Consider the following 20,595-nt stretch of genomic DNA (forward strand, 5'->3'; position numbering starts at 1 on the left):
TGGCGCCATGATACCGCAATGAGTCGGAAGAACGACATTTTAACCCGGCGGTGCCCGAAGTGGGACTCGAACCCACACACCTTTCGATACTGCATTTTGAGTGCAGCGCGTCTGCCAATTCCGCCATTCGGGCCGTTCAATGCACCCAACGTGAGTTCCATGACTCATGAACCCCCGGGTGCGCGAATCTACTCTACATGCCGATAGGCTGTTCCAGTGAACCGGTGCACCGTGCCTTTTCGGCTGCGCTGCTGCACTCGGAAAACGCAGAATCATTGAACGCATACCTAGGAGCCACCAGTGTCTCAAAACCGCGACTCAGCTAACTCGAGCCCGGCGCGGCGCGTGATTGTCGCTGAGGACGAAACCCTCATACGCCTCGACATCGTGGAGATCCTGCGCGGCGAGGGCTATGACGTTGTCGCCGAGGCGGATAACGGCGAGAAGGCCGTTGAGCTGGCCAAGGAACATAAGCCGGACCTTGTGCTGATGGATGTGAAGATGCCGGTCATGGACGGAATCACCGCCGCTGAGCAGATCGTGAAGGCCCGCATAGCGCCGGTAGTCCTTCTGACTGCCTTCAGCCAGAAGGAGCTCGTGGAGCGCGCCCGCGACGCCGGCGCAATGGCCTACGTGGTCAAGCCCTTCACGCCTGCTGATCTGGTCCCTGCTATCGAAATCGCTCTCTCCCGCCACGAGGAAATCAAGGCCCTGGAGAACGAGGTCTCCGACCTTCAGGAGCAGTTCGCCACGCGCAAGCTTGTCGAGCGCGCAAAGAGCCTGCTCACCACGAAGATGGGGCTTACCGAGCCTGAGGCCTTCCGCTGGATCCAGAAGACGTCCATGGACCGCCGTCTGAGCATGCGTGAAGTTGCAGAAACCATCATCAACCAGGTCAATTAGGCTCTCCACAAAGCAGAGAAGGGACCTTGCCGCTGAGGCAAGGTCCCTTCTTCAGTCTGTGCCGGATTCAGTTCCTGGGCAGAGAGTTACTTGTGCTTGTTCTTGACCGGCCAGGGACCGACCTTCTCCTTGCTGGGCGAGTAGTGGTCAGGCAGTTGTCCAGCGTCCGCGATGTCGCCGACCTTGTGAACCTTGATGGAGTTCGTTGAGCCGGACTGGCCGGGAGGCGACCCGGCAGCGATGACCACGAGGTCATTCAGGTCCACCAGCTTCTGCTCGAAAAGCACCCGGTCCACCTGGGCGGTCATCTGGTCGGTGTGTTCCGCGTACTCAACGAGCATCGGCTGCACACCCCAGATCAGCGACATCGTGTTGAGAGTTGACTGCGACGGAGTGAAGGCGAAGACAGGCTTCGTCGGGCGAAGGCGGGACAGGCGGCGTGCGGAGTCGCCTGACTGGGTGAAGGTACAGATGTACTTCGCATCCAGCTGGTCGGCGATTTCCACGGCTGCGCGCGTAATGGCGCCACCGCGGGTCTTGGGCTTGCTGCCCAGCGGGGGTACGCGGTCAAGTCCATGCTTCTCGGTGGACTCGATGATGTCCGCCATGGTGCGCACCGTCTCGATCGGGTACTTTCCAACGCTGGTCTCTCCGGACAGCATGACCGCGTCAGCGCCGTCGAGCACTGCATTGGCGCAGTCCGAAGCTTCGGCGCGGGTAGGACGGGGATTGTCGATCATTGACTCGAGCACCTGGGTGGCGACGATGACCGGCTTGGCCCAGCGGCGGGCGAGCTCAACGGCTCGCTTCTGCACAATGGGGACGTCCTGAAGCGGCAGCTCCACACCGAGATCGCCTCGCGCCACCATGATGGCGTCGAAGGCATCGATGATCTCTTCTATCGCGTCGACAGCCTGCGGCTTCTCGATTTTGGCGATGACCGGAACGCGCCGGCCCTCCTCATCCATGATCTCGTGGACGCGGTCGACGTCGGCTGCATTCCGTACGAAGGACAGCGCCACCATGTCGACGCCACGCTGGATCGCCCAACGGAGGTCTTCCTCGTCCTTGTCGCTCAACGCCGGAACATTGACTGCCACACCGGGCAGGTTGATGCCCTTGTTGTTGGAGACTGCGCCGCCCACGGTGACCTCGGCGGTTACCTTGGTGTCGTCGACCGCAACGGCGACCATCGCTACCTTGCCGTCGTCGATCAGCAGGGTGTCGCCGACGTTGACGTCCTGCGGCAGTCCCTTGTGGGTGGTCGAGCAGATCTCGGCGGTGCCCTCGACGTCCTCGGTGGTGATGGTGAACGTGTCACCCGGAAGCAGCACGTGGGGTCCGTCAACGAAGCGGCCCAGCCGGATCTTAGGGCCCTGCAGATCCGCAAAAATTCCAACGGGGCGGCCGAGTTCCTCAGCCGCCTTCCGTACAAATTCGTAGGTCTGGTTGTGCACGGTGTGGTCACCGTGACTCATGTTCATACGGGCGACATCCACCCCGGCCTCAAGTACTGCGAGGGTGTTCTCATAGCTCGCGATTGCCGGGCCGAAGGTGGCCACTATCTTTGCGCGTCTCATAAACCTTGCCTGTCGTGTCGTGTTCGTGGATTGCTGTGCGCTCTAGGCGTCCCGGGAAACTACAGGACGTTGAGCGCGCGGTCTGTCGGTGCTACCGGCGCGGGCAGCTTGGTCTGGCCCATCAGCCACTGATCAACCGCAGCCGCGCACGCACGCCCCTCAGCGATAGCCCAGACGATGAGGGATTGTCCGCGTCCCGCATCGCCTGCAACGAAGATTCCAGGCGTGTTGGTCATGTAGTACCCATCGCGCTCAACGTTACCGCGCCCGTCAAAAGCCGCGTCGAGCTGGTCAGCGATTCCGGCAGGTTCCGGGCCCGTGAACCCCAGTGCGAGGAACACCAGGTCCGCGGGGATATCCCGCTCGCTTCCGGGCTTCGGGAGCCTCTTCCCGTTGCTGAATTCGGTTTCGGCGACACGCACGGCGGTGAGCTTGCCGTTCTCACCGACAAATTCGACCGTTGACGCCAGATAGGTACGCTCACCGCCCTCCTCGTGCGCGCTTGCTACCTCGAACAACGTGGGGAAAGTAGGCCAGGGCTGGTTGGCCATGCGCTCAATCGGCGGCTGCTGCCCGATTGCCAGAGTGGTGACCGAGGCTGCCTTATGCCGGTGAGCGGTGCCGATGCAGTCGGCGCCGGTGTCACCGCCGCCGAGAATGACGACGTGCTTGCCCTCGGCATGAATCTGGTCCTCGATTTCCTCCCCCGCGACAACCCGGTTCGATTCAACGAGGTACTCCATGGCGAAATGCACGCCGTCAAGATCGCGGCCGGGAATCGGCAGATCGCGCGGTACCGTTGCACCGGTTGAGATTACGACGGCGTCATAGCGGCGGCGCAGCTGGTCCCAACTGATGTCACGGCCTACCTCGACACCCGCCCGGAAGCGCGTCCCCTCGGCCTTCATCTGGTCAAGTCGCCGGTCGAGCTGGATCTTCTCCATCTTGAAGTCCGGGATCCCGTAGCGCAGGAGACCGCCGATGCGATCATCGCGCTCGTAGACCGCGACTGTGTGCCCCGCCCGGGTGAGCTGCTGCGCTGCGGCAAGGCCCGCCGGGCCCGAGCCGACGACGGCGATGGTCTTGCCCGTCAGCCGCTCCGGCGGGTGGGGGTGGACCCAATCGTTGTCGAACGCCTCGTCGATGATCGAAACCTCGACCTGCTTGATCGTGACCGGAGGCTGGTTGATCCCGAGAACGCAGGACGCCTCACAGGGAGCGGGGCACAGCCGTCCGGTGAACTCCGGGAAATTGTTGGTGGCGTGCAACCGGTCGATTGCCTCGCGGCCCTTGTCCCGCCACATCAGGTCATTCCACTCCGGAATGAGGTTCCCCAGCGGGCAGCCCTGGTGACAGAACGGGATGCCGCAGTCCATGCACCGGCCGGCCTGGCTCTTCAGCACACCCTTTTCCTGGGCCTCATACACTTCCTTCCAGTCCATGATCCGGACCGGAACGGGCCTGCGCGGCTGCGTCTGCCGCTCGCGTACCTTCATGAATCCGCGTGGGTCAGCCACCGGTAACCTCCAAAATTCTGTTCCAGACCTCTTCCCCGTCGGGGTCGAGCCCCTCTTCGATGGCAGCGGCGCGGGCGTCGAGGACACGTGCGAAGTCACGCGGCAGCACCTTGGTCAGGCGGGGCACGGTGCTCTCGAAATCCTCAAGCAGCTTCGCTGCGAGAGGCGACCCGGTCTCCTCCTGGTGACGGAGCAGCAACTGGCGGACAATCTCGATATCCTCGGCGTCCAGTTCCTCCAGCTTCAGTTCGCCGCTGTTCAGCGCCTGCACATTCAGGCGGGATTCATCGAGGTCGAGGACGTAGGCGGTGCCTCCGGACATACCGGCGCCGAAGTTCCGCCCGGTGCGCCCAAGGATCAGTGTCTGCCCACCGGTCATGTACTCGCATCCGTGGTCGCCGATTCCCTCGACAACGGCTGTGGCGCCGGAGTTGCGCACCAGGAAACGCTCCCCCACCTGGCCGCGGAGGAAGATCTCGCCGCTTGTCGCGCCGTAGCCGATGACGTTCCCTGCAATAACATTGCGTTCCGCCGCAAAGACGTTCGCGCGATCCGGACGCACAATGATGCGCCCGCCGGACAGGCCCTTGCCGACGTAGTCATTCGAGTCGCCCAGCAGCCGCAAGGTGATGCCGGCCGGAAGGAAGGCTCCAAGTGACTGGCCCGCCTGGCCGGTCAGCGTGACATCGATGGTGTCCGTTGCGAGGGTCTCCGTACCGAACCGGCGGGTGACCTCGTAGCCCAGCATGGTGCCGACCGAGCGGTCGGTGTTGACAACGTCGAGTGTGATGCGCACCGGCGCGCGGTGGTTCAGCGCGTCGCTGCTCATATCAATCAGCTTGTTGTCGAAGTGCTGGTCCAGCTCGTGGTTCTGCACGATCAGATTCCGGCGCGGTGCATCCTCACCGAATTCGTTTCCGCGCAGGATGGGATCGAGATCCAGCCCGTCGGCCTTCCAGTGCCGAACGGCACGCTGAACGTCAAGCACTTCATTGTGGCCGATCGCCTCAGCCACCGTCCTGAAACCGAGTTCGGCGAGCAGTTCGCGGACTTCCTCGGCGATGAACTCGAAGAAGTTCACCACGAACTCCGGCTTGCCGGTGAAGCGGCTTCGCAGTTCCGGATTCTGCGTTGCCACGCCTACCGGGCAGGTGTCCAGATGGCACACGCGCATCATGATGCAGCCCGAAACCACGAGCGGTGCGGTTGCGAAACCGAACTCCTCGCCGCCGAGCAACGCTGCGATCAGGACGTCACGACCGGTCTTGAGCTGCCCGTCAACCTGAACCACCACGCGCTCGCGCAGGCCGTTGAGCATCAGCGTCTGCTGAGTCTCAGCCACGCCGAGCTCCCAGGGGACGCCCGCATGCTTCAGCGAGTTGAGCGGGCTGGCACCCGTTCCGCCATCATGCCCGGAAATGAGTACGACGTCGGCCTTCGCCTTTGTGACGCCGGCAGCCACTGTGCCGATCCCGACCTCTGAAACCAGCTTCACGTGGACCCGCGCTGAGGTGTTGGCGCGCTTCAGGTCATAGATCAGCTGCGCGAGATCCTCGATCGAGTAGATGTCGTGATGCGGGGGCGGTGAGATCAACGCGACCCCGGGTGTGGAGTGCCTCGTCCGGGCAACCCACGGATAGACCTTCTGGCTCATCAGCTGGCCGCCCTCGCCGGGCTTGGCTCCCTGCGCCATCTTGATCTGGATGTCGTCGGCGTTGGTCAGGTAGAGGCTGGTGACGCCGAACCGTCCCGATGCAACCTGCTTGATCGCCGAGCGACGCTCAGGATCCAGCAGCCGCTCCACGTCCTCGCCGCCTTCACCGGTGTTGGACTTTGCGCCCAGGCGGTTCATGGCGATGGCAAGCGTCTCGTGGGCCTCCTGGGAGATGGACCCGTAGCTCATGGCGCCGGTGGAGAAACGCTTGACGATGCTCGATACCGGCTCTACTTCATCGAGCGGTACCGGCGGCCGCAGCCCTTCTTTGAAACCGAGCAGGCCGCGCAGGGTCATCAGCTCGCGGGACTGGTCGTCAACACCCTTGGTGTACGACTTGAAAATGTCGTAGCGGCGTTCACGCGTGGCGTGCTGCAGTCGGAACACCGTTTCGGGATTGAACAGGTGCGGCGGGCCTTCCCGGCGCCACTGGTATTCGCCGCCATTGTCCAGGCTGCGGTACGGGTCTTCGATCCCGTCCTGCGGGTACGCGAACTCGTGACGCGCCGCTGCCTCGGCAGCAACCACGTCCAGCCCGACGCCGCCCAACTGCGTCTGCGTGCCGTGGAAGTATTCGTCCACCAACTCCTGCGCGAGCCCGAGGGCTTCGAAGGTCTGCGCGCCGCAGTAGGAGCTGACGGTGGAGATACCCATCTTGGACATGATCTTCAGCACGCCCTTGCCGAGGCCCTTGATCAGGTTCGCGACAGCCTGCTCCGCGGTGACGCCGGTGATGTCCCCATTGCGGACGAGTTCCTCGCAGCTTTCCATGGCGAGGTAGGGGTTGATGGCGGACGCACCGTAACCGATGAGCACCGCAACATGGTGCACTTCCCGAACGTCGCCGGCTTCGACTACCAGGGACGTCTTGGTCCGCGTGGCGCTCTTCAGCAGGTGGTTGTGAACGGCGCTGGTCAGCAGCAGCGACGGGATCGGAGCCCACTGCGCGTTGGAGTCGCGGTCCGAGAGCACCACATATTGGATGCCGCGGTTGATTGCGCTGGAAACCTGCTCACAGATTTCCGCAAGCCGGGCGCGCAGGGATGCTTCGCCGCCGTCGACCCTGTACAGACCGCGCACGCGGACAGTGAGGCGGTCGCCGTCGTCGGATTCAAGGTTGGCGATCTTCGCCAGCTCATCATTGTTGATGACCGGAAAGGTCAGCGCGATCTGTTTGGAGCGCACCTGCCTGGCGGAGAGCAGGTTTCCGTCCGGCCCGATGGTCACGCCCATTGAGGTGACCAGTTCCTCGCGGATCGCATCCAGCGGCGGGTTGGTGACCTGCGCGAAGGACTGCACAAAGTAGTCGAACAGAAGGCGCGGCCGCTTGGACAGGACAGCGATCGGCGTGTCCGAACCCATTGCGCCCAGCGGCTCCGCACCAGCCTTCGCCATGGGTCCGAGCAGGATGCGCAGTTCCTCCTGCGTGTAGCCGAAGGTACGCTGCCGGCGGTTGATCGAAGCCTTGGTGTGTACAACGTGCTCGCGCTCAGGCAGGTCCTTCAGGTCGATCAGGTTTTCCTTCACCCACTCGCCCCACGGGTTGGCCGCCGCGACCTCGGCTTTGACCTCCTGGTCCTCAATGATGCGGCCGTCCTCCGTGTCAACGAGGAACATCTTGCCGGGTGATACGCGCCCCTTGCGCACGATCTTGGAGGGTTCGACGTCGATGACGCCGACTTCGGAGGCAAGGACGACAAGACCGTCTTCCATCACCCAATACCGGGCGGGGCGAAGGCCGTTGCGGTCCAGCACCGCCCCGACAAGCCGTCCGTCCGTGAAGGAAACCGCTGCCGGGCCGTCCCAGGGCTCCATGAGCATCGAGTGGTACTGGTAGAAGGCGCGCCGGGCCGGGTCCATGGACGTGTGGTTTTCCCACGCCTCCGGAATCATCATCATGATTGCGTGCGTGATGGGGCGTCCGGCCAGGGTCAGCAGTTCCGCTACCTCATCGAAGGACGCGGAGTCTGAGGCGCCCGGGGTGCAAATGGGGAACAGTTCCTCGGGCGAATCGCCCAACAGGGGGTTGGCAAGCTGCGATTGCCGCGCACGCATCCAGTTCCGGTTGCCCTTGACGGTGTTGATTTCCCCATTGTGCGCAATGGCGCGGAAGGGCTGCGCCAGCGGCCACGAAGGAAAGGTGTTCGTAGAAAAGCGCGAGTGGACAATGCCGAGCTTGGTTTTGAAGCGCGGGTCTGACAGGTCCGGGTAGAAAGGCTCGAGTTGCGCCGTGGTCAGCATTCCCTTGTAGACCATGGTCCTGGACGACAGCGAGGGAAAATACACGCCGTACTTGTTCTGGGCCCGCTTGCGCAGACGGAAGGCCCTGGCATCAAGATCCTGGGCTGTGCCGGCAACGGGTGCGATGAACAACTGCACGAAGTGCGGCATGCAGGCCCTGGCCATGGATCCGACGAGGTCAACGGTGATGGGAACCTCTCGCCAGCCGAGAACCAAAAGGCCTTCGGACTCGGCAAGGCTCTCGATCCCGGCACGGGCAGTTGCCTCTTCGCCGGCCTCGGCTGGAAGGAAGGCAGTGCCGACGGCGTAGGTACCGGCGGCGGGAAGCTCGAAGTCAACGACCGCGCGGAAGAATTCGTCAGGAACCTGGGTGAGGAGGCCCGCGCCGTCGCCCGTTCCCTCGTCAGCCCCTACGGCGCCGCGATGTTCGAGGTTGCGCAGGGCGGTGAGCGCTGCATCAACGATGTCGTGGCCCGGCTCCCCGCGGAGCGTGGCAATGACGGCCAGACCGCAGGCGTCCTTCTCGTTTTCCGGGTTGTAAAGTCCGGATGCCTTCGGGTATGACGCGAACCGCTTGAACGGCGATTCGCTGTGGGTCGCCTTCGGAGGCAAACCAGTGATGGGTGCAGTCATAGATAGAGTCCTTCCCCCATGATGGAGCGTCGGGAGGGGACAGCTTCGGCCCCGGGCGCGCCTTCCCCTGCAGGGAAGCGCTTCATTTCCTTGTGCACATTGTAGAACCGGCACGCCTCACGCCGGCAGAGATTGCGGGCATGAATTGACGGCGGTACGGCCTGGTCAAGCGCGGTACGGGCGGAAGCCTGTGAGCCAGCTGGTATACCGAGCAGAGCCACGACGCTGTGACAGTGTCTTGAGCTAGGGCGGTGGCCCAGCTGGACGCTAGTTTCGGGGATCTGATTCCCGGGGTTCCTCGGGGGCAAGTCCAGCGGAGGCAGGCGTACCCGAGGCGTCTTTTGTTTCTGGAAGATTAGCACGCCCCGGCTCTGTCCCAGCCGATGTGTCCGAACTCTGGACGTCTGTGCCCGATCCGTTATCTGCCGCTGCGTGCACGGTTTCGTCGTTGTCCGTGCCGACTGGAGCGCGTCCGGGCAGGTAGACGGAGTGCTCGGTTACGCCCCGCTGCTTCACTGACAGGTACGCGAAAATGGCGAGCGAGACGACCAGCACGAGTACGCTCGTCCACACGTTCAGACGCTGGGTCACCCCGAGAATGGTGATCATTTCGGCGTCGTCGATCCGCAGGGCTTCAATCCAGACCCGGCCCGCCGTGTAGTAGGCGGCGTACAGCCAGAACATGAGCCCGCCGCGCAGCTTGAATTTGCGGTCCAGGAGCAGCAGGAGTGCAACGCCTGCCAGGTTCCAGAGCGATTCATACAGGAAGGTGGGGTGGAACAGCGTTCCCGGATCCGCACCCGCGGGGAAGTTGGGGTTGTCGGCGTCGATCTCGAGTCCCCACGGCAGATCGGTTGGCGCACCGAACAGTTCCTGGTTGAACCAGTTACCCCAACGGCCGATTGCCTGCGCGAGCAGGACTCCGGGCGCAGCAGCGTCCGCAAAGGCGGCGAGTCTGACGCCGGCGCGGCGGCAGCCTATCCAGGCCCCGACCGCTCCGAGGGCAACGGCACCCCAGATTCCCAGGCCGCCTTCCCAGATCCGGGGTATGCGCGAGAGATCTCCGTCAGGCCCGAAATACGCGTCCGGTGAGGAAAAGACGTGGTAGAGGCGCCCGCCGATCAGCCCGAAAGGAACAGCCCAGATGGCAACATCCCAGACGACGTCGGGGTTGCCGCCGTAGCGCTTCCAACGCGCCGAGGTGAGGAGCAGCGCAACGATGATGCCGGTGAGGATGCAGAGCGCGTACGCATGGATAGTGGCTGGACCGATCGAGAAGCTGGCCCATTCTGCGGGCGGGCTGGGGATGCTGGCGGGGATCATGGTCAGCCCTTTCCGGTTCCGGTGCTCAGGTCTTTCGCCAGTGCGGCCACGGCGGGAACGCCGCCATCACGCAGGGCTGCAACGAGGGCGGTGCCGACAATCACCCCGTCCGCATAAGCCCCGATCTCCCGGACATGTTCAGCAGTGGACACTCCGAGTCCCACACAGGCCCGCTCAGCACCGGCTTGGTGGGCCGCTGCAACAACCTCGCGCGCAGCCGAGCTGACCGAGGAACGGGCGCCTGTAATGCCCATGATGGACACGGCGTAGACAAATCCCCGCGTTGAATCGACCGTGGACTGCATGCGTTCAGGAGAGCTTGAGGGAGCGACCAGGAACACGCGGTCGAGCCCGAACTCTTCCGAGACAGCCATCCACTCGGCTGCCTCGTCCGGAACGAGGTCAGGCGTGATGAGTCCGGCTCCTCCGGCTGCGGCCAGGCGGCCGGCGAACTCACGGACTCCCATGCGCATGACGGGGTTCCAGTAGGTCATCACGAGGACTGCCGCATCTGTTCGTCTGGTGATTCCCTCGACAACGTCGAAGATCTGACGAACGGTGAAGCCGTTCTGCAGCGCCTCGACAGTCGCCTGCTGAATGACTGCACCGTCCATCACGGGGTCCGAGTAGGGAATCCCGATCTCGATCAGGTCCACGCCGTTTTCCGCGAGTGCGACTGCGGCGTCAATTGTGGTCTGCACGTCGGGGAACCCGGCCGGAAGGTAGCCGATAAGGGCTGTGCGTCCCTCAGCACGGGCACGCTCGATTGCGGCGGCTGACTTGCTCATGGTTCCGGTGCTCACAGTTGTTCGCCTTCCGCGCCGATCTCGGCTTCCGCGCTGTCCTCGGGCAACAGGTCAAACCATTCCGCGGCTGTGGCCACATCCTTATCGCCACGGCCGGAGAGGTTCACGATAATAATCTTCTCCCGCGGATCCCCACCCTCCGCAGCCAGGCGCCGGCCCACTTTCAGTGTCCCCGCCAGCGCATGCGCAGACTCGATGGCGGGGATGATGCCCTCGGTGCGGCACAGCAGGCGGAAGGCTTCCATGGCTTCAGCGTCTGTGATCGGTTCATAACTGGCTCTGCCGATGTCTGCAAGGAACGCGTGCTCCGGGCCGACTCCCGGGTAGTCCAGGCCGGCGGAGATGGAGTGCGACTCGACGGTTTGCCCATCATCATCCTGCATCAGGTACGAGCGCGCACCATGAAGGACGCCCGGCCGTCCGAGCGTGATCGTGGCAGCATGGCGTCCGGTGTCAACGCCGTCCCCGCCTGCCTCAAATCCGTAGAGGGCAACTTCGCGATCATCGAGGAAGCCGTGGAAAATTCCGATGGCATTGGAGCCGCCGCCGATGCAGGCACAGACGGCATCCGGCAAGCGGCCCGCAAGATCGAGGATCTGCTCGCGTGCTTCTTCTCCGATCACCTCATGGAAATAGCGCACCATTGCCGGGAAGGGGTGGGCGCCGGCAGCCGTTCCGAGGAGGTAGTGCGTAGTCTGCACGTTGGCCACCCAGTCACGCAGTGCGTCGTTGATGGCGTCTTTCAGCGTCTGCGATCCGTTGGTGACGGGAATGACTTCCGCTCCCAGAAGCTGCATGCGTGCGACGTTGAGTGCCTGCCTCCGGCAGTCCTCCGCACCCATATAGACAACACATTCGAGGCCGAGCAGGGCGGCGGCAGTGGCGCTGGCCACTCCATGCTGGCCGGCACCCGTTTCAGCGATCACGCGGGTCTTTCCCATCCGCTTGGCCAGTAGGGCCTGACCCAACACGTTGTTGATCTTGTGCGATCCGGTGTGGTTGAGGTCCTCACGCTTGAGGAATACCCGTACGCCGCCCGCGTGCTCTGCAAACCGGTGTGCTTCCGTCAGCAGGGACGGCCTGCCGGAGTAGGACCGGTTGAGTTCGGCTATCTGGGCCAGGAAGTCCGGATCAGCTTTGGCCTTGTCGAAGGTCTCTTCCAGTTCATCCAGGGCGGCGATCAGCGACTCGGGCATCCAGCGTCCGCCGTACGCGCCGAAGTACGGGCCCTGCGCATGGCGCAGCGATCCCCCGGCGAGAAACGCGTCTGCAGCGCCGTCAGTTGCAGCCTGCGGTTGTGGGGTTTCAGTCATGAACCTGTCGTCCTGTCGTGATGGGGTGCGGCCGTCCGCGCTGGCGGGAACTGCCTCAGTGATGCAAATCTCAGTGGCGTAATGCCGCGCCTGCGCGGGTGAACTCGCCAACCGTGGCCTCCGGGTTGGAGTGGCTGACCAGCGCCTCGCCGACGAGCACTGCACGCGCGCCCTGCGCTACATAGCTTTCGACGTCGGAGATGTCCCGGACGCCTGATTCGGCAACTACAACCGCACCGGAAGGAATGAGCCCGGCAAGTACCGGGAAGACGGAGCGGTCAATATCCAGCGTCTTGAGGTTGCGCACATTCACGCCGATGATGCGGGCACCAACGGCCACCGCGCGTTGCACTTCCTCAGCGGTATGCGTTTCGACGAGAGCGTGCATGCCTAGCTCTTCGGTGAGTTCGAGGAAGGAGGCGAGTGTGGCGTCGTCGAGCGCAGCAACGATCAGCAGGATCAGATCCGCGCCATGCGCGCGTGCTTCCCAGATCTGGTACTCGTCCACCGTGAAATCCTTGCGCAGGATCGGCAGGTTCACGGCTGCACGGACGGCGTCGAGATCTGCCAGCGATCCGCCGAAGCGCCGCTCCTCGGTAAGGACACTGATCACCGAGGCTCCGCCTCGCTCATAGGCCGCAGCCAGCTCAGCTGGATCCTGGATTGCTGACAGTTCGCCTTTGGACGGACTCTTCCGCTTCACCTCGGCGATGACGCTGACACCCTCGGCCTGCGCGGCCAGCGCGGCATACGCGTTCCGGGGCGCAGGTGCCTGCTCGGCGAGGATACGAACCTCTTCAAGCGGAAGAAGTATCTTGCGTGCATCGAGATCCTCCCGGACCCCGAGGATGATGTCGTCGAGAACGCTCACTTAGTGCCCGGTGTTCTTGAGCCTGTGGCCGCCGACCCCGAACCCTGCCTTCTTGAGGATGATTCCGAGCGCGAGGCCGATCACCATAATGAGGATGCCGATCCAGAACAGGATGGTTCCGGCATCCAGGTTGCCCTCGGTGCTTGCGAAGATGTAGGCGAACGCGGACAGTGCCGCGCCGGCAAGCATCACGAAGACACAGGTCCACGCCGCCGGGCTGTTGCCGTGTCCGATGGTCTCATCATGGACGGAGGAATGCTCAGCCATCGGGGTTTGGTTGGAACGGGTCTCGGGCGCGGTCTTAGCCATGGCGTATCTCCTTGTGCTGTGGTCTGGTGTCCATTCTGCCATTGATTCAGCACGGCACTGATTCAGGGCCGCGCTGAATCCTCAAGGGCACTCAGCCTGTCGGATCCTCACCCCGGCTGAGGCTGTCCCAGCTGTCTATCTCGTCAGCATTGGTGTCCGCCTTCGCCTGCGGGTTCCGGGTGGGCGAGGAATCCTGCCGATTTTCGTAGCGACGGGCCGTTCGCCAGCCGCGGCCGGCGATGAGCAGCCAGACAGCACAGAGCACCAGCAACAGCCCCGCCACGGCGGCCAGCCACGGCATGGCGGTGGCCGTGACGAAGGCGCCGTCCTGGCTGGTGACGCCGAGAGATTCTCCGATTGCGGGTGTCGCGGCGCTCGCTGGATCGGTGGCGACAGCCAAGCTGCTGAGGGCAATACCGGCGCCGGCAACGGTCAGAATGACAGCGATGATCCACCGCGCGATGCGGCCGGCGATCGATGCTGCCAGCGCCGCGGCCAGACCCACCAGCGCGAATGCGGTCACACCTGTGGCTGCATCTGAGCCTGCCACTTCAATGGAAGGGGTTTGCACCCCGGATTGCGGCAGGGCCACCGACAGCCAGGTCTGGGTGGTACTGCCGAAGGCGGCCAGTGCCGAGGCGACCGTCGCGAGGACGAGAAAGCCCCTGCGACGCAGGGCGGGTGTGCGGGAGACGGCAGGAGCGCCTGACTGGGAGGACGCGCTCACGGAGTGCCCGCCCCCGTACCGGTTACCGGATGAAGGCTCGAGGCGATCAGCGCGGCGCGCAGCGGAGCTGCGGCCTTGTTAACCGTTTCCTGTGCCTCGGCCTCAAGGCTGGAATCGGCAACAATCCCACCGCCGGCCTGAACATAGGCGCGGTTGTCGCGCAGCAGTGCTGACCGGATGGCGATGGCCATGTCCATGTCACCGGCGAAATCGAAGTAACCCACAACTCCCCCATAGATGCCCCGCTTGTGCGGTTCAAGTTCATCAAGCAGCCGGAGCGCGCGCGGTTTGGGCGCTCCGGACAGGGTCCCGGCTGGAAAAGTCGCTGCGAGCACGTCATAGGCGGACCGCTCCGGGGCCAGTTCCCCGACGACGGTGGACACCAGGTGCATGATGTGGCTGAACCGCTCTACCTCCATGAACTGAGTGACGTCCACGGTTCCCGGCCGGCATACCTTCGAGATGTCATTGCGTGCCAGGTCCACCAGCATGAGATGCTCCGCACGCTCCTTCTCATCAGCGAGGAGTTCCTCCGCGAGGGCACGGTCCTGTTCGGCTGTCCTACCGCGCGGCCGGGACCCGGCGATGGGGTGGGTGATGACTTCCGAGCCGTTGACGGTGACGAGCGCTTCGGGTGAAGAACCGACGATTGAATACGGCCGTCCAGTTGGATCCTCAAGGCTGAACAGGTACATATACGGGCTGGGGTTGGTGGTCCGCAGCACCCGGTAGACATCCAGCGCTGATGCATCGCAGTCCAGTTCAAACCGGCGCGAGATGACAACCTGGAATACCTCGCCGTCCACGATGGCTTCCTTGCCGCGCTCGATCGCCGCCAGGTACCGGTCGCGATCCCAGCGTTCACGCACGCGGGACATCAGCGCTGCACTGTCGGTTGCGCCGCCGGCCAAAACTGACACCGGCTGATCCGATGCGGAGGCGAGTCGCTGCAGCATGCCGCGGAGGCGTGCAACGGCGTCGTGCCAGGCTTCGTCAACGCGGTCCGGGGAATTGTCATAGTTGATGGCATTGGCCACCAGCGTCACCTTGCCGCCTGCATTGTCGTGAATGGCCATGTCGGTGACGAGGTTCATGGCCAGTTCGGGCAGATCGAGGTCGTCTTCGGGCGGGGAGGTGAGCCGTTCCCAGTGACGGACCGATTCCCAGCCGATGAAGCCGACCATGCCGGAGGTGAAGGGCGGAAGTCCGTCGAAGCGTGCGGTCTGGAGTTCCTCGACGGTGCGCCGGAGTGCTTCGACCGGATTGCCATCCACAGGAACTCCCGCGGGAGGCTCGCCAAGCCAGCAGGCCTCACCGCCCCTGGTGGTGAGAGTTGCCCGCGAATTCACGCCGATGAACGAGTACCGCGACCACACTCCGCCCTCAGCAGCGGATTCCATGAGGAACGTACCCGGGTGGCCATCTGCCAGTTTGCGGTAGATCCCGATCGGCGTGTGCGCGTCGTCAAGCACCATCAGGCGGACAGGAATCACCCGCCGGTCCCGGGCAAGGGCGCGGAACTCCTCCAGGCCTGGGCTGATTACTCCGAGCTCGTCCATGACATGCGCTTCCTGAATCTCGCGTCCATCCGCAACGGCGGGCGGACTGTTGGTCTCCTGATGCAAACGGTATGGCTCACGCGGAGCCGACGACGGCGGCAAGCTCCCTACCGTCGAAACAGGTCCGCGTGCCGGTATGGCATGCTGCGCCGACCTGGTGCACCCGCACCAGCAGGGCATCGCCGTCGCAGTCCAGCGAAACCGACTTCACATACTGGACGTGGCCGGAAGTGTCGCCCTTGCGCCAGTATTCCTGCCGCGACCGCGAGTAGAAGGTGACGCGGCCGCTGGTCAGGGTTCGCCGCAGCGCTTCTTCATCCATCCAGCCCAGCATCAGGACATCCCCGGTGTCGTGTTCCTGGACGATGGCCGCAACGAGACCGGAGGCGTCTTTCTTGAGTGCGTGGGCCACCGCGGGATCGAGCCCGGGTGTTTCACCGGCGACGGAAGGAGGATGGGGTTCGGGGTGTTGTGACATCGCAACTGATTCTAGTCGTGTCGCAGGGGACGAGCGCCCACCGGCGGGCATGGGGAGCGTCCATCATGCTATTTTCAACAGTGATGCATTTCGTTGATCCTTCCCGTGAAGTCCTCGCCGAAACCCTCCTCGCGGCCGGGCCTCACTCCCCCACGCTCTGCGACGGGTGGCAAACGAAGGAACTCGCCGCCCACCTGTATCTGCGCGGGCACAGACCCAGCGTCGGCATCGGGGCCCTCATCAAGCCGCTGTCCGTTGTTTCGGAAAAGGCCACCCGCACACTAGCGGCGAAATCCGCCTCAACGCCGGCTTACGAAGCCCTTGTCAACGACTTCCGCAAGGGGCATCCGTTTCACTCACCCATGCGAGTGCGGTCGATTGACACCAGCACCAACCTGATCGAGTACTTCGTGCATACCGAGGACGTCCGGCGGGCAACCAGTAGGTGGGCGCCGCGCGCGCTGGACGAGGAGTACTCGAACGCGCTGTGGGACGAGCTGATCAAGCGCGCCGCGATCCTGTACCGCGGCGTGGATCTTGGCATTGTGCTGGTCCGGCCGGACGGTCCCAGGCATGTAGCGAAACGAGCCCCCGTCTCGGTGGCCATTGTGGGCGAACCCGGGGAACTGCTCATGCATGCTCACGGCCGCACACGCCATGCACTGGTCACTTTCGAAGGACAACCTGACGCCGTGGCGCTCCTTGAGAGCGCCGAGGTTGGGCTCTAGGGAGGCCAGGCTCTGGCCAACCCCCGGGGTTAGGTTCTAACGAACCGGAAAGCCTGCGTCCCGGATAGCCCGCTTCACCTCGGCGATCGCGTCAACTGGACCGAAGTGGAACACCGATGCCGCCAATACCGCATCGGCGCCCGCTGCAACGGCCGGTGGAAAATGATCCGGCCTACCCGCTCCCCCGGAGGCGATCAGAGGCACCTTCACTGCCGCCCGCACAGCCCGGATCATCTCAAGATCGAAGCCTTCGCGGGTGCCGTCAGCATCGATGGAGTTCAGTAGGATCTCGCCGACGCCGCGCTCAGCTGCTTCCCGTGCCCAGGCGACCGCGTCGATCCCGGTCCCCTTGCGGCCGCCGTGCGTGGTCACTTCGAAGCCTGAGTGAGCCGCCGGATTGTCCGTCCGGCGCGCATCCAGGCTGAGTACCAGGACCTGCGAGCCGAAATGGGACGTGATCTCATCGATGACCTGTGGGCGGGCGACCGCTGCGGTATTGATGGATGCTTTGTCGGCGCCCGCGCGCAGCAGCCGGTCGACGTCGGAAATCTCCCGGACGCCGCCGCCCACCGTCAGTGGGATGAACACTTCCTCAGCAGTCTTTGCAACCACGTCGAAAGTGGTGGCGCGGTTGCCGGAGGACGCGGTGACGTCAAGGAATGTCAGTTCGTCGGCTCCCGCACGGTCATAACGGTGTGCCAGTTCCACCGGATCCCCGGCGTCGCGGAGATCTTCGAAATTGATTCCCTTGACCACGCGTCCGGCGTCGACATCAAGGCAGGGTATGACGCGGATGGCCACGCTCATGAATGGTCTCCGCCCCTAGATCCGGCACGCGTGGATAGTGCTCACCAGGATGGCGCGCGCGCCGAGGTCGTAGAGCTCGTCCATGATCCGGTTGGTGCTGTGGCGCTTCACCATGGACCGGACGGCAACCCAGTCGGAATCACGCAGCGGCGAGACAGTGGGCGATTCAAGACCCGGAGTCAGCGCCGCGGCCTGATCCACCAGTTCCTTGCGGATGTCGTAATCGAGCAGCACATACTGGCGCGCGACAAGCACCCCCTGCAGCCTACGGATCAGGATGTCCAACCCGACAGGCGCTGCGCCTTTGCGCCCGATGAGGACTGCCTCGCTTTTCAGGATGGGTTCGCCGAAGATCTCCATGCCGGCGGCCTTCAGGGTGTTTCCCGTTTCGACGACATCCGCGATCGCGTCTGCGACGCCGAGGCGCACTGACGATTCCACAGCGCCGTCAAGCCGGACAACCGTGGCGCTGACGCCCTGCTCAGCCAGGAAGTCGCGCAGGAGCCCGTCATAACTGGTGGCCAGGCGCCGCCCCTCAAGTTCGGCGACGGAGCTGAAGTTTCCGACCGGGCCGGCGAAGCGGAACGTCGACGCACCAAAGCCCAAAGGCAGAAGCTCTTCGGCTTCCACCTGGGCGTCAAGGAAGAGATCGCGGCCGGTGATTCCGACGTCGAGGGTTCCGGAACCGACATAGACGGCTATGTCCCGCGGCCGGAGGAAGAAGAATTCAATCTCGTTCTCGGGGTCCACCATCACCAGTTCACGGGTGTCGCGACGCTGGCGGTAGCCCGCCTCGCTGAGCATTGCGGAGGCGGATTCGGACAGGGATCCCTTGTTGGGGACTGCAACTCGAAGCATGGGGTTCCTTTGGGAAGGAGGGTTTTGCGGGAGACGTTGCCTGAAAGCAGGCTCTGGGCCGCGCGCGAGTTCTGCGAAGATTGTCGCCGCGCGGCTACAGATGCTTGTAAACGTCTTCCAGCGTGAGTCCCTTGGCGATCATCATGACCTGGAGGTGGTACAGCAGCTGGGAAATTTCCTCTGCAGCAGCTTCATTCGACTCATACTCGGCGGCCATCCACACTTCGGCGGCCTCCTCGACTACTTTCTTGCCGATGCCGTGCACGCCTGACTCCAGCTCGGTCACGGTGCGTGACCCCGATGGACGGGCGGCAGCTTTCTCGCTCAGCTCGGCGAAGAGGGTGTCGAAGGATTTCACTCTGTCTAGGTTACTGGGTTCCATGAGATACGCCGTACCGGGGCCGTTCTGTGTGACGAAACTCCCGACGCGAGGCCACCCTGAGGTTCACGTGCCCCAGGGCCCCAGTACAGCAGCTGTTGCCAATGCTGCGGCGGTGGCTTCATATCCCTTGTCCTCGCTCGATCCGGCGAGCCCGGCGCGGTCAAGGCCCTGCTCTTCGGTATCGCAGGTCAACACGCCAAAGCCCACAGGCACACCCGTGCGCACGCTGACTTCGGTGAGTCCCGACGTCGCAGCCTGGCATACGTAGTCGAAGTGCGGTGTGCCGCCGCGGATGACTACACCGAGAGCGACGACGGCGTCATAGTGGGGCGCCAACCTCGCCGCTGCGACCGGCAACTCAAAACTGCCCGGTACGCGAATCACCACGGGTTCGATGCCGGCATCCGCGGCGGCCCGGCGGGCGCCGTCAAGGAGCCCGTCCATGATGGCGGTGTGCCAACTGGCGGCAATGACGGCGAGCCGGACGGGCTCCTGCTGTTGGTGCGCAATGCTGGTGACGTCGATGGTGGGGGCGCCGTGTCCGGCCATGGTTCTCCTTGGGATGGGGGGGTGGATTGGCGGAAGGAACTGTCAGCTCTGCTGAACGATCTTTTCCTGGGGACGCTGGTGGAACCGCTCCTCCAGATGGGACAGCTGGTGGTTGAGGCGGTCCCGCTTCGTCTCGAGGTACTGCTGATTTTCCAGTCGCGATGGAATCTCGGAAGGCACCATCGACACCACGGTGATGCCGTACCGCTCAAGGTGTTCCCGCTTGACGGGATTGTTGCTCAGCAGGCGGATCTTCCTGATGCCCAAAGCGGTGAGGATTCCTGCCGCGGCCTGGTAATCGCGCGCATCGACCGGAAGACCAAGCTGCTCGTTTGCCTCGACCGTGTCGGCGCCGTTCTCCTGCAGCGCATACGCGCGCAGCTTGTTGGCAAGGCCGATCCCGCGACCTTCCTGGCCCCGCAGATAGACAACCGACCCGCCTTGTTCCTGAACCAGCCCGAGCGCCTGCTCAAGCTGCTCACCGCAGTCACAGCGGTAGGAGCCGAACACGTCGCCGGTGAGGCACTCCGAGTGTATCCGGACCAGCGGGGCACCGTCAGCGATGTCCGTGCCGGGCGCGGACATTGTCAGGTGCTCCACGCCGGAGGCCGCATCCGTCCAGGCCTGCGCGGTGAACGGTCCGTACGCCGTCGGAATAGTGACTACGGGACCGCCGGTAACCGCGCTCATCCAGCGGCTCCCGTGTCGCCTGCGGCAAGGTACTCCACCAGGTCCTCGATCGAAATCAGCGGCGCCTGGAAGCGGGTGGCGAACTCACGCAGCGCCGGCAGGCGCATCATGCCGCCGTCGTCGTGCGTGACTTCCGCAATAACGGCGGCCAACTCCACACCGGCCAGCCGGCACAGGTCAATTGCAGCTTCGGTGTGACCGCGCCGCTCCCGCACTCCGCCCTCCACCGCCCGCAGGGGGAACATGTGACCCGGCCGCGTGAGGTCAGCGGGAACCGCCGACGACGACGCCAGCGTCCTGGCGGTCAGTGCCCTGTCCGCGGCGCTGATACCGGTGCTCACGCCGGCGGCGGCGTCGCAGGACACGGTGTAGGCCGTTTGCTTGGCGTCCTGGTTGTTGATCACCATGGCGGGCAACTCCAGCCGGTCCGCGGTTCTTCCGGTCACCGGAACGCAGAGCACGCCCGAGGTGTACCGGATGGTCCAGGCGGTCAGTTCCGTTGTTGCGAACTGGGCAGCGAAGATGATGTCGCCCTCGTTTTCCCGGTTGGCGTCGTCAACAACGACGACGGCGCGGCCCGCCGCCATTGCGGCAACGGCCGTGTCCA

The 20,595-nt window shown here is 64.0% G+C and carries 19 protein-coding genes and 1 tRNA gene; 2 read left to right on the plus strand and 18 right to left on the minus strand.

From position 1 onward, the window contains the following. Positions 1-51 precede the first annotated feature (51 nt). Positions 52-133, minus strand: a tRNA-Leu gene (locus P4U43_RS01875). 167 nt (positions 134-300) lie between these two features. Here P4U43_RS01875 and P4U43_RS01880 point away from each other — a divergent pair. Next, entirely contained in the window at positions 301-903 is a 603-nt protein-coding gene (locus P4U43_RS01880) for an ANTAR domain-containing response regulator (RefSeq protein ID WP_056547505.1), read from the plus strand. A gap of 86 nt (positions 904-989) precedes the next feature. Here P4U43_RS01880 and pyk read toward each other — a convergent pair whose 3' ends face one another. The 11 genes from pyk to hisI form a co-directional block, all read right to left on the minus strand. Continuing rightward, positions 990-2,483 (minus strand): pyruvate kinase, encoded by a 1,494-nt coding sequence (gene pyk, locus P4U43_RS01885; RefSeq protein ID WP_277357205.1) that lies wholly within the window; start codon positions 2,481-2,483, stop codon positions 990-992. Between the two features lie 59 nt (positions 2,484-2,542). Then, positions 2,543-4,000, minus strand: a complete 1,458-nt coding sequence (locus P4U43_RS01890; RefSeq protein WP_277357206.1) for a glutamate synthase subunit beta — start codon at positions 3,998-4,000, stop codon at positions 2,543-2,545. After that, positions 3,993-8,588: a glutamate synthase large subunit gene (gltB, locus tag P4U43_RS01895; protein WP_277357207.1), complete on the minus strand. Its 4,596-nt coding sequence runs from the start codon at positions 8,586-8,588 to the stop codon at positions 3,993-3,995. The genes P4U43_RS01890 and gltB overlap by 8 nt, the downstream gene beginning before the upstream one ends. Before the next feature lie 267 nt (positions 8,589-8,855). After that, the gene (gene lgt / locus P4U43_RS01900; RefSeq protein WP_277357208.1) at positions 8,856-9,911 is read right to left on the minus strand and encodes a prolipoprotein diacylglyceryl transferase; all 1,056 of its coding nucleotides are present in this window, start codon (positions 9,909-9,911) and stop codon (positions 8,856-8,858) included. Between the two features lie 2 nt (positions 9,912-9,913). After that, positions 9,914-10,699, minus strand: a complete 786-nt coding sequence (trpA, locus tag P4U43_RS01905) for a tryptophan synthase subunit alpha (RefSeq protein WP_277357232.1) — start codon at positions 10,697-10,699, stop codon at positions 9,914-9,916. 11 nt (positions 10,700-10,710) lie between these two features. Beyond that, positions 10,711-12,030 (minus strand): tryptophan synthase subunit beta, encoded by a 1,320-nt coding sequence (gene trpB, locus P4U43_RS01910; protein ID WP_277357209.1) that lies wholly within the window; start codon positions 12,028-12,030, stop codon positions 10,711-10,713. A 70-nt stretch (positions 12,031-12,100) separates the two neighbouring features. Then, positions 12,101-12,901 (minus strand): indole-3-glycerol phosphate synthase TrpC, encoded by an 801-nt coding sequence (gene trpC / locus P4U43_RS01915; protein WP_277357210.1) that lies wholly within the window; start codon positions 12,899-12,901, stop codon positions 12,101-12,103. Next, a complete protein-coding gene (locus P4U43_RS01920; RefSeq protein WP_056547493.1) occupies positions 12,902-13,210 on the minus strand; it encodes an HGxxPAAW family protein in 309 nt (102 codons plus the stop codon). Between the two features lie 91 nt (positions 13,211-13,301). Beyond that, complete coding sequence (locus P4U43_RS01925; RefSeq protein ID WP_277357211.1) at positions 13,302-13,937, minus strand: Trp biosynthesis-associated membrane protein; 636 nt, start codon at positions 13,935-13,937, stop codon at positions 13,302-13,304. Beyond that, positions 13,934-15,496: an anthranilate synthase component I gene (locus P4U43_RS01930; protein ID WP_277357212.1), complete on the minus strand. Its 1,563-nt coding sequence runs from the start codon at positions 15,494-15,496 to the stop codon at positions 13,934-13,936. Before P4U43_RS01930 ends, P4U43_RS01925 begins: the two co-directional genes overlap by 4 nt. A gap of 76 nt (positions 15,497-15,572) precedes the next feature. Continuing rightward, positions 15,573-15,974 carry a phosphoribosyl-AMP cyclohydrolase gene (hisI, locus tag P4U43_RS01935; RefSeq protein WP_277357213.1) on the minus strand — a complete coding sequence of 134 codons (402 nt, stop codon included), beginning with the start codon at positions 15,972-15,974 and terminating at the stop codon, positions 15,573-15,575. A gap of 83 nt (positions 15,975-16,057) precedes the next feature. Here hisI and P4U43_RS01940 point away from each other — a divergent pair, with 83 nt between their 5' ends. After that, positions 16,058-16,702 (plus strand): TIGR03085 family metal-binding protein, encoded by a 645-nt coding sequence (locus tag P4U43_RS01940; protein ID WP_277357233.1) that lies wholly within the window; start codon positions 16,058-16,060, stop codon positions 16,700-16,702. A 36-nt stretch (positions 16,703-16,738) separates the two neighbouring features. Here the strand turns inward: P4U43_RS01940 and hisF are convergent, their stop codons facing one another. From hisF to ribB, 6 genes are all read right to left on the minus strand, one after another. Next, entirely contained in the window at positions 16,739-17,509 is a 771-nt protein-coding gene (hisF, locus tag P4U43_RS01945; RefSeq protein ID WP_277357214.1) for an imidazole glycerol phosphate synthase subunit HisF, read from the minus strand. A 15-nt stretch (positions 17,510-17,524) separates the two neighbouring features. Then, on the minus strand, positions 17,525-18,367 hold the full coding sequence (gene hisG, locus P4U43_RS01950) for an ATP phosphoribosyltransferase (protein ID WP_056547474.1): 843 nt from the start codon (positions 18,365-18,367) through the stop codon (positions 17,525-17,527). 94 nt (positions 18,368-18,461) lie between these two features. After that, positions 18,462-18,725 carry a phosphoribosyl-ATP diphosphatase gene (locus P4U43_RS01955; protein WP_277357215.1) on the minus strand — a complete coding sequence of 88 codons (264 nt, stop codon included), beginning with the start codon at positions 18,723-18,725 and terminating at the stop codon, positions 18,462-18,464. An 87-nt stretch (positions 18,726-18,812) separates the two neighbouring features. Next, positions 18,813-19,298 (minus strand): 6,7-dimethyl-8-ribityllumazine synthase, encoded by a 486-nt coding sequence (gene ribH, locus P4U43_RS01960; protein ID WP_277357216.1) that lies wholly within the window; start codon positions 19,296-19,298, stop codon positions 18,813-18,815. 42 nt (positions 19,299-19,340) lie between these two features. Next, positions 19,341-19,988 (minus strand): GTP cyclohydrolase II, encoded by a 648-nt coding sequence (gene ribA / locus P4U43_RS01965; protein WP_277357217.1) that lies wholly within the window; start codon positions 19,986-19,988, stop codon positions 19,341-19,343. Beyond that, positions 19,985-20,575, minus strand: coding sequence for a 3,4-dihydroxy-2-butanone-4-phosphate synthase (gene ribB / locus P4U43_RS01970; RefSeq protein WP_277357234.1), 591 nt, complete (start codon positions 20,573-20,575; stop codon positions 19,985-19,987). The genes ribA and ribB overlap by 4 nt, the downstream gene beginning before the upstream one ends. Positions 20,576-20,595: the final 20 nt, after the last annotated feature.

This window comes from Arthrobacter vasquezii (assembly GCF_029455255.1).
Lineage (GTDB): Bacteria > Actinomycetota > Actinomycetes > Actinomycetales > Micrococcaceae > Arthrobacter_D > Arthrobacter_D parietis.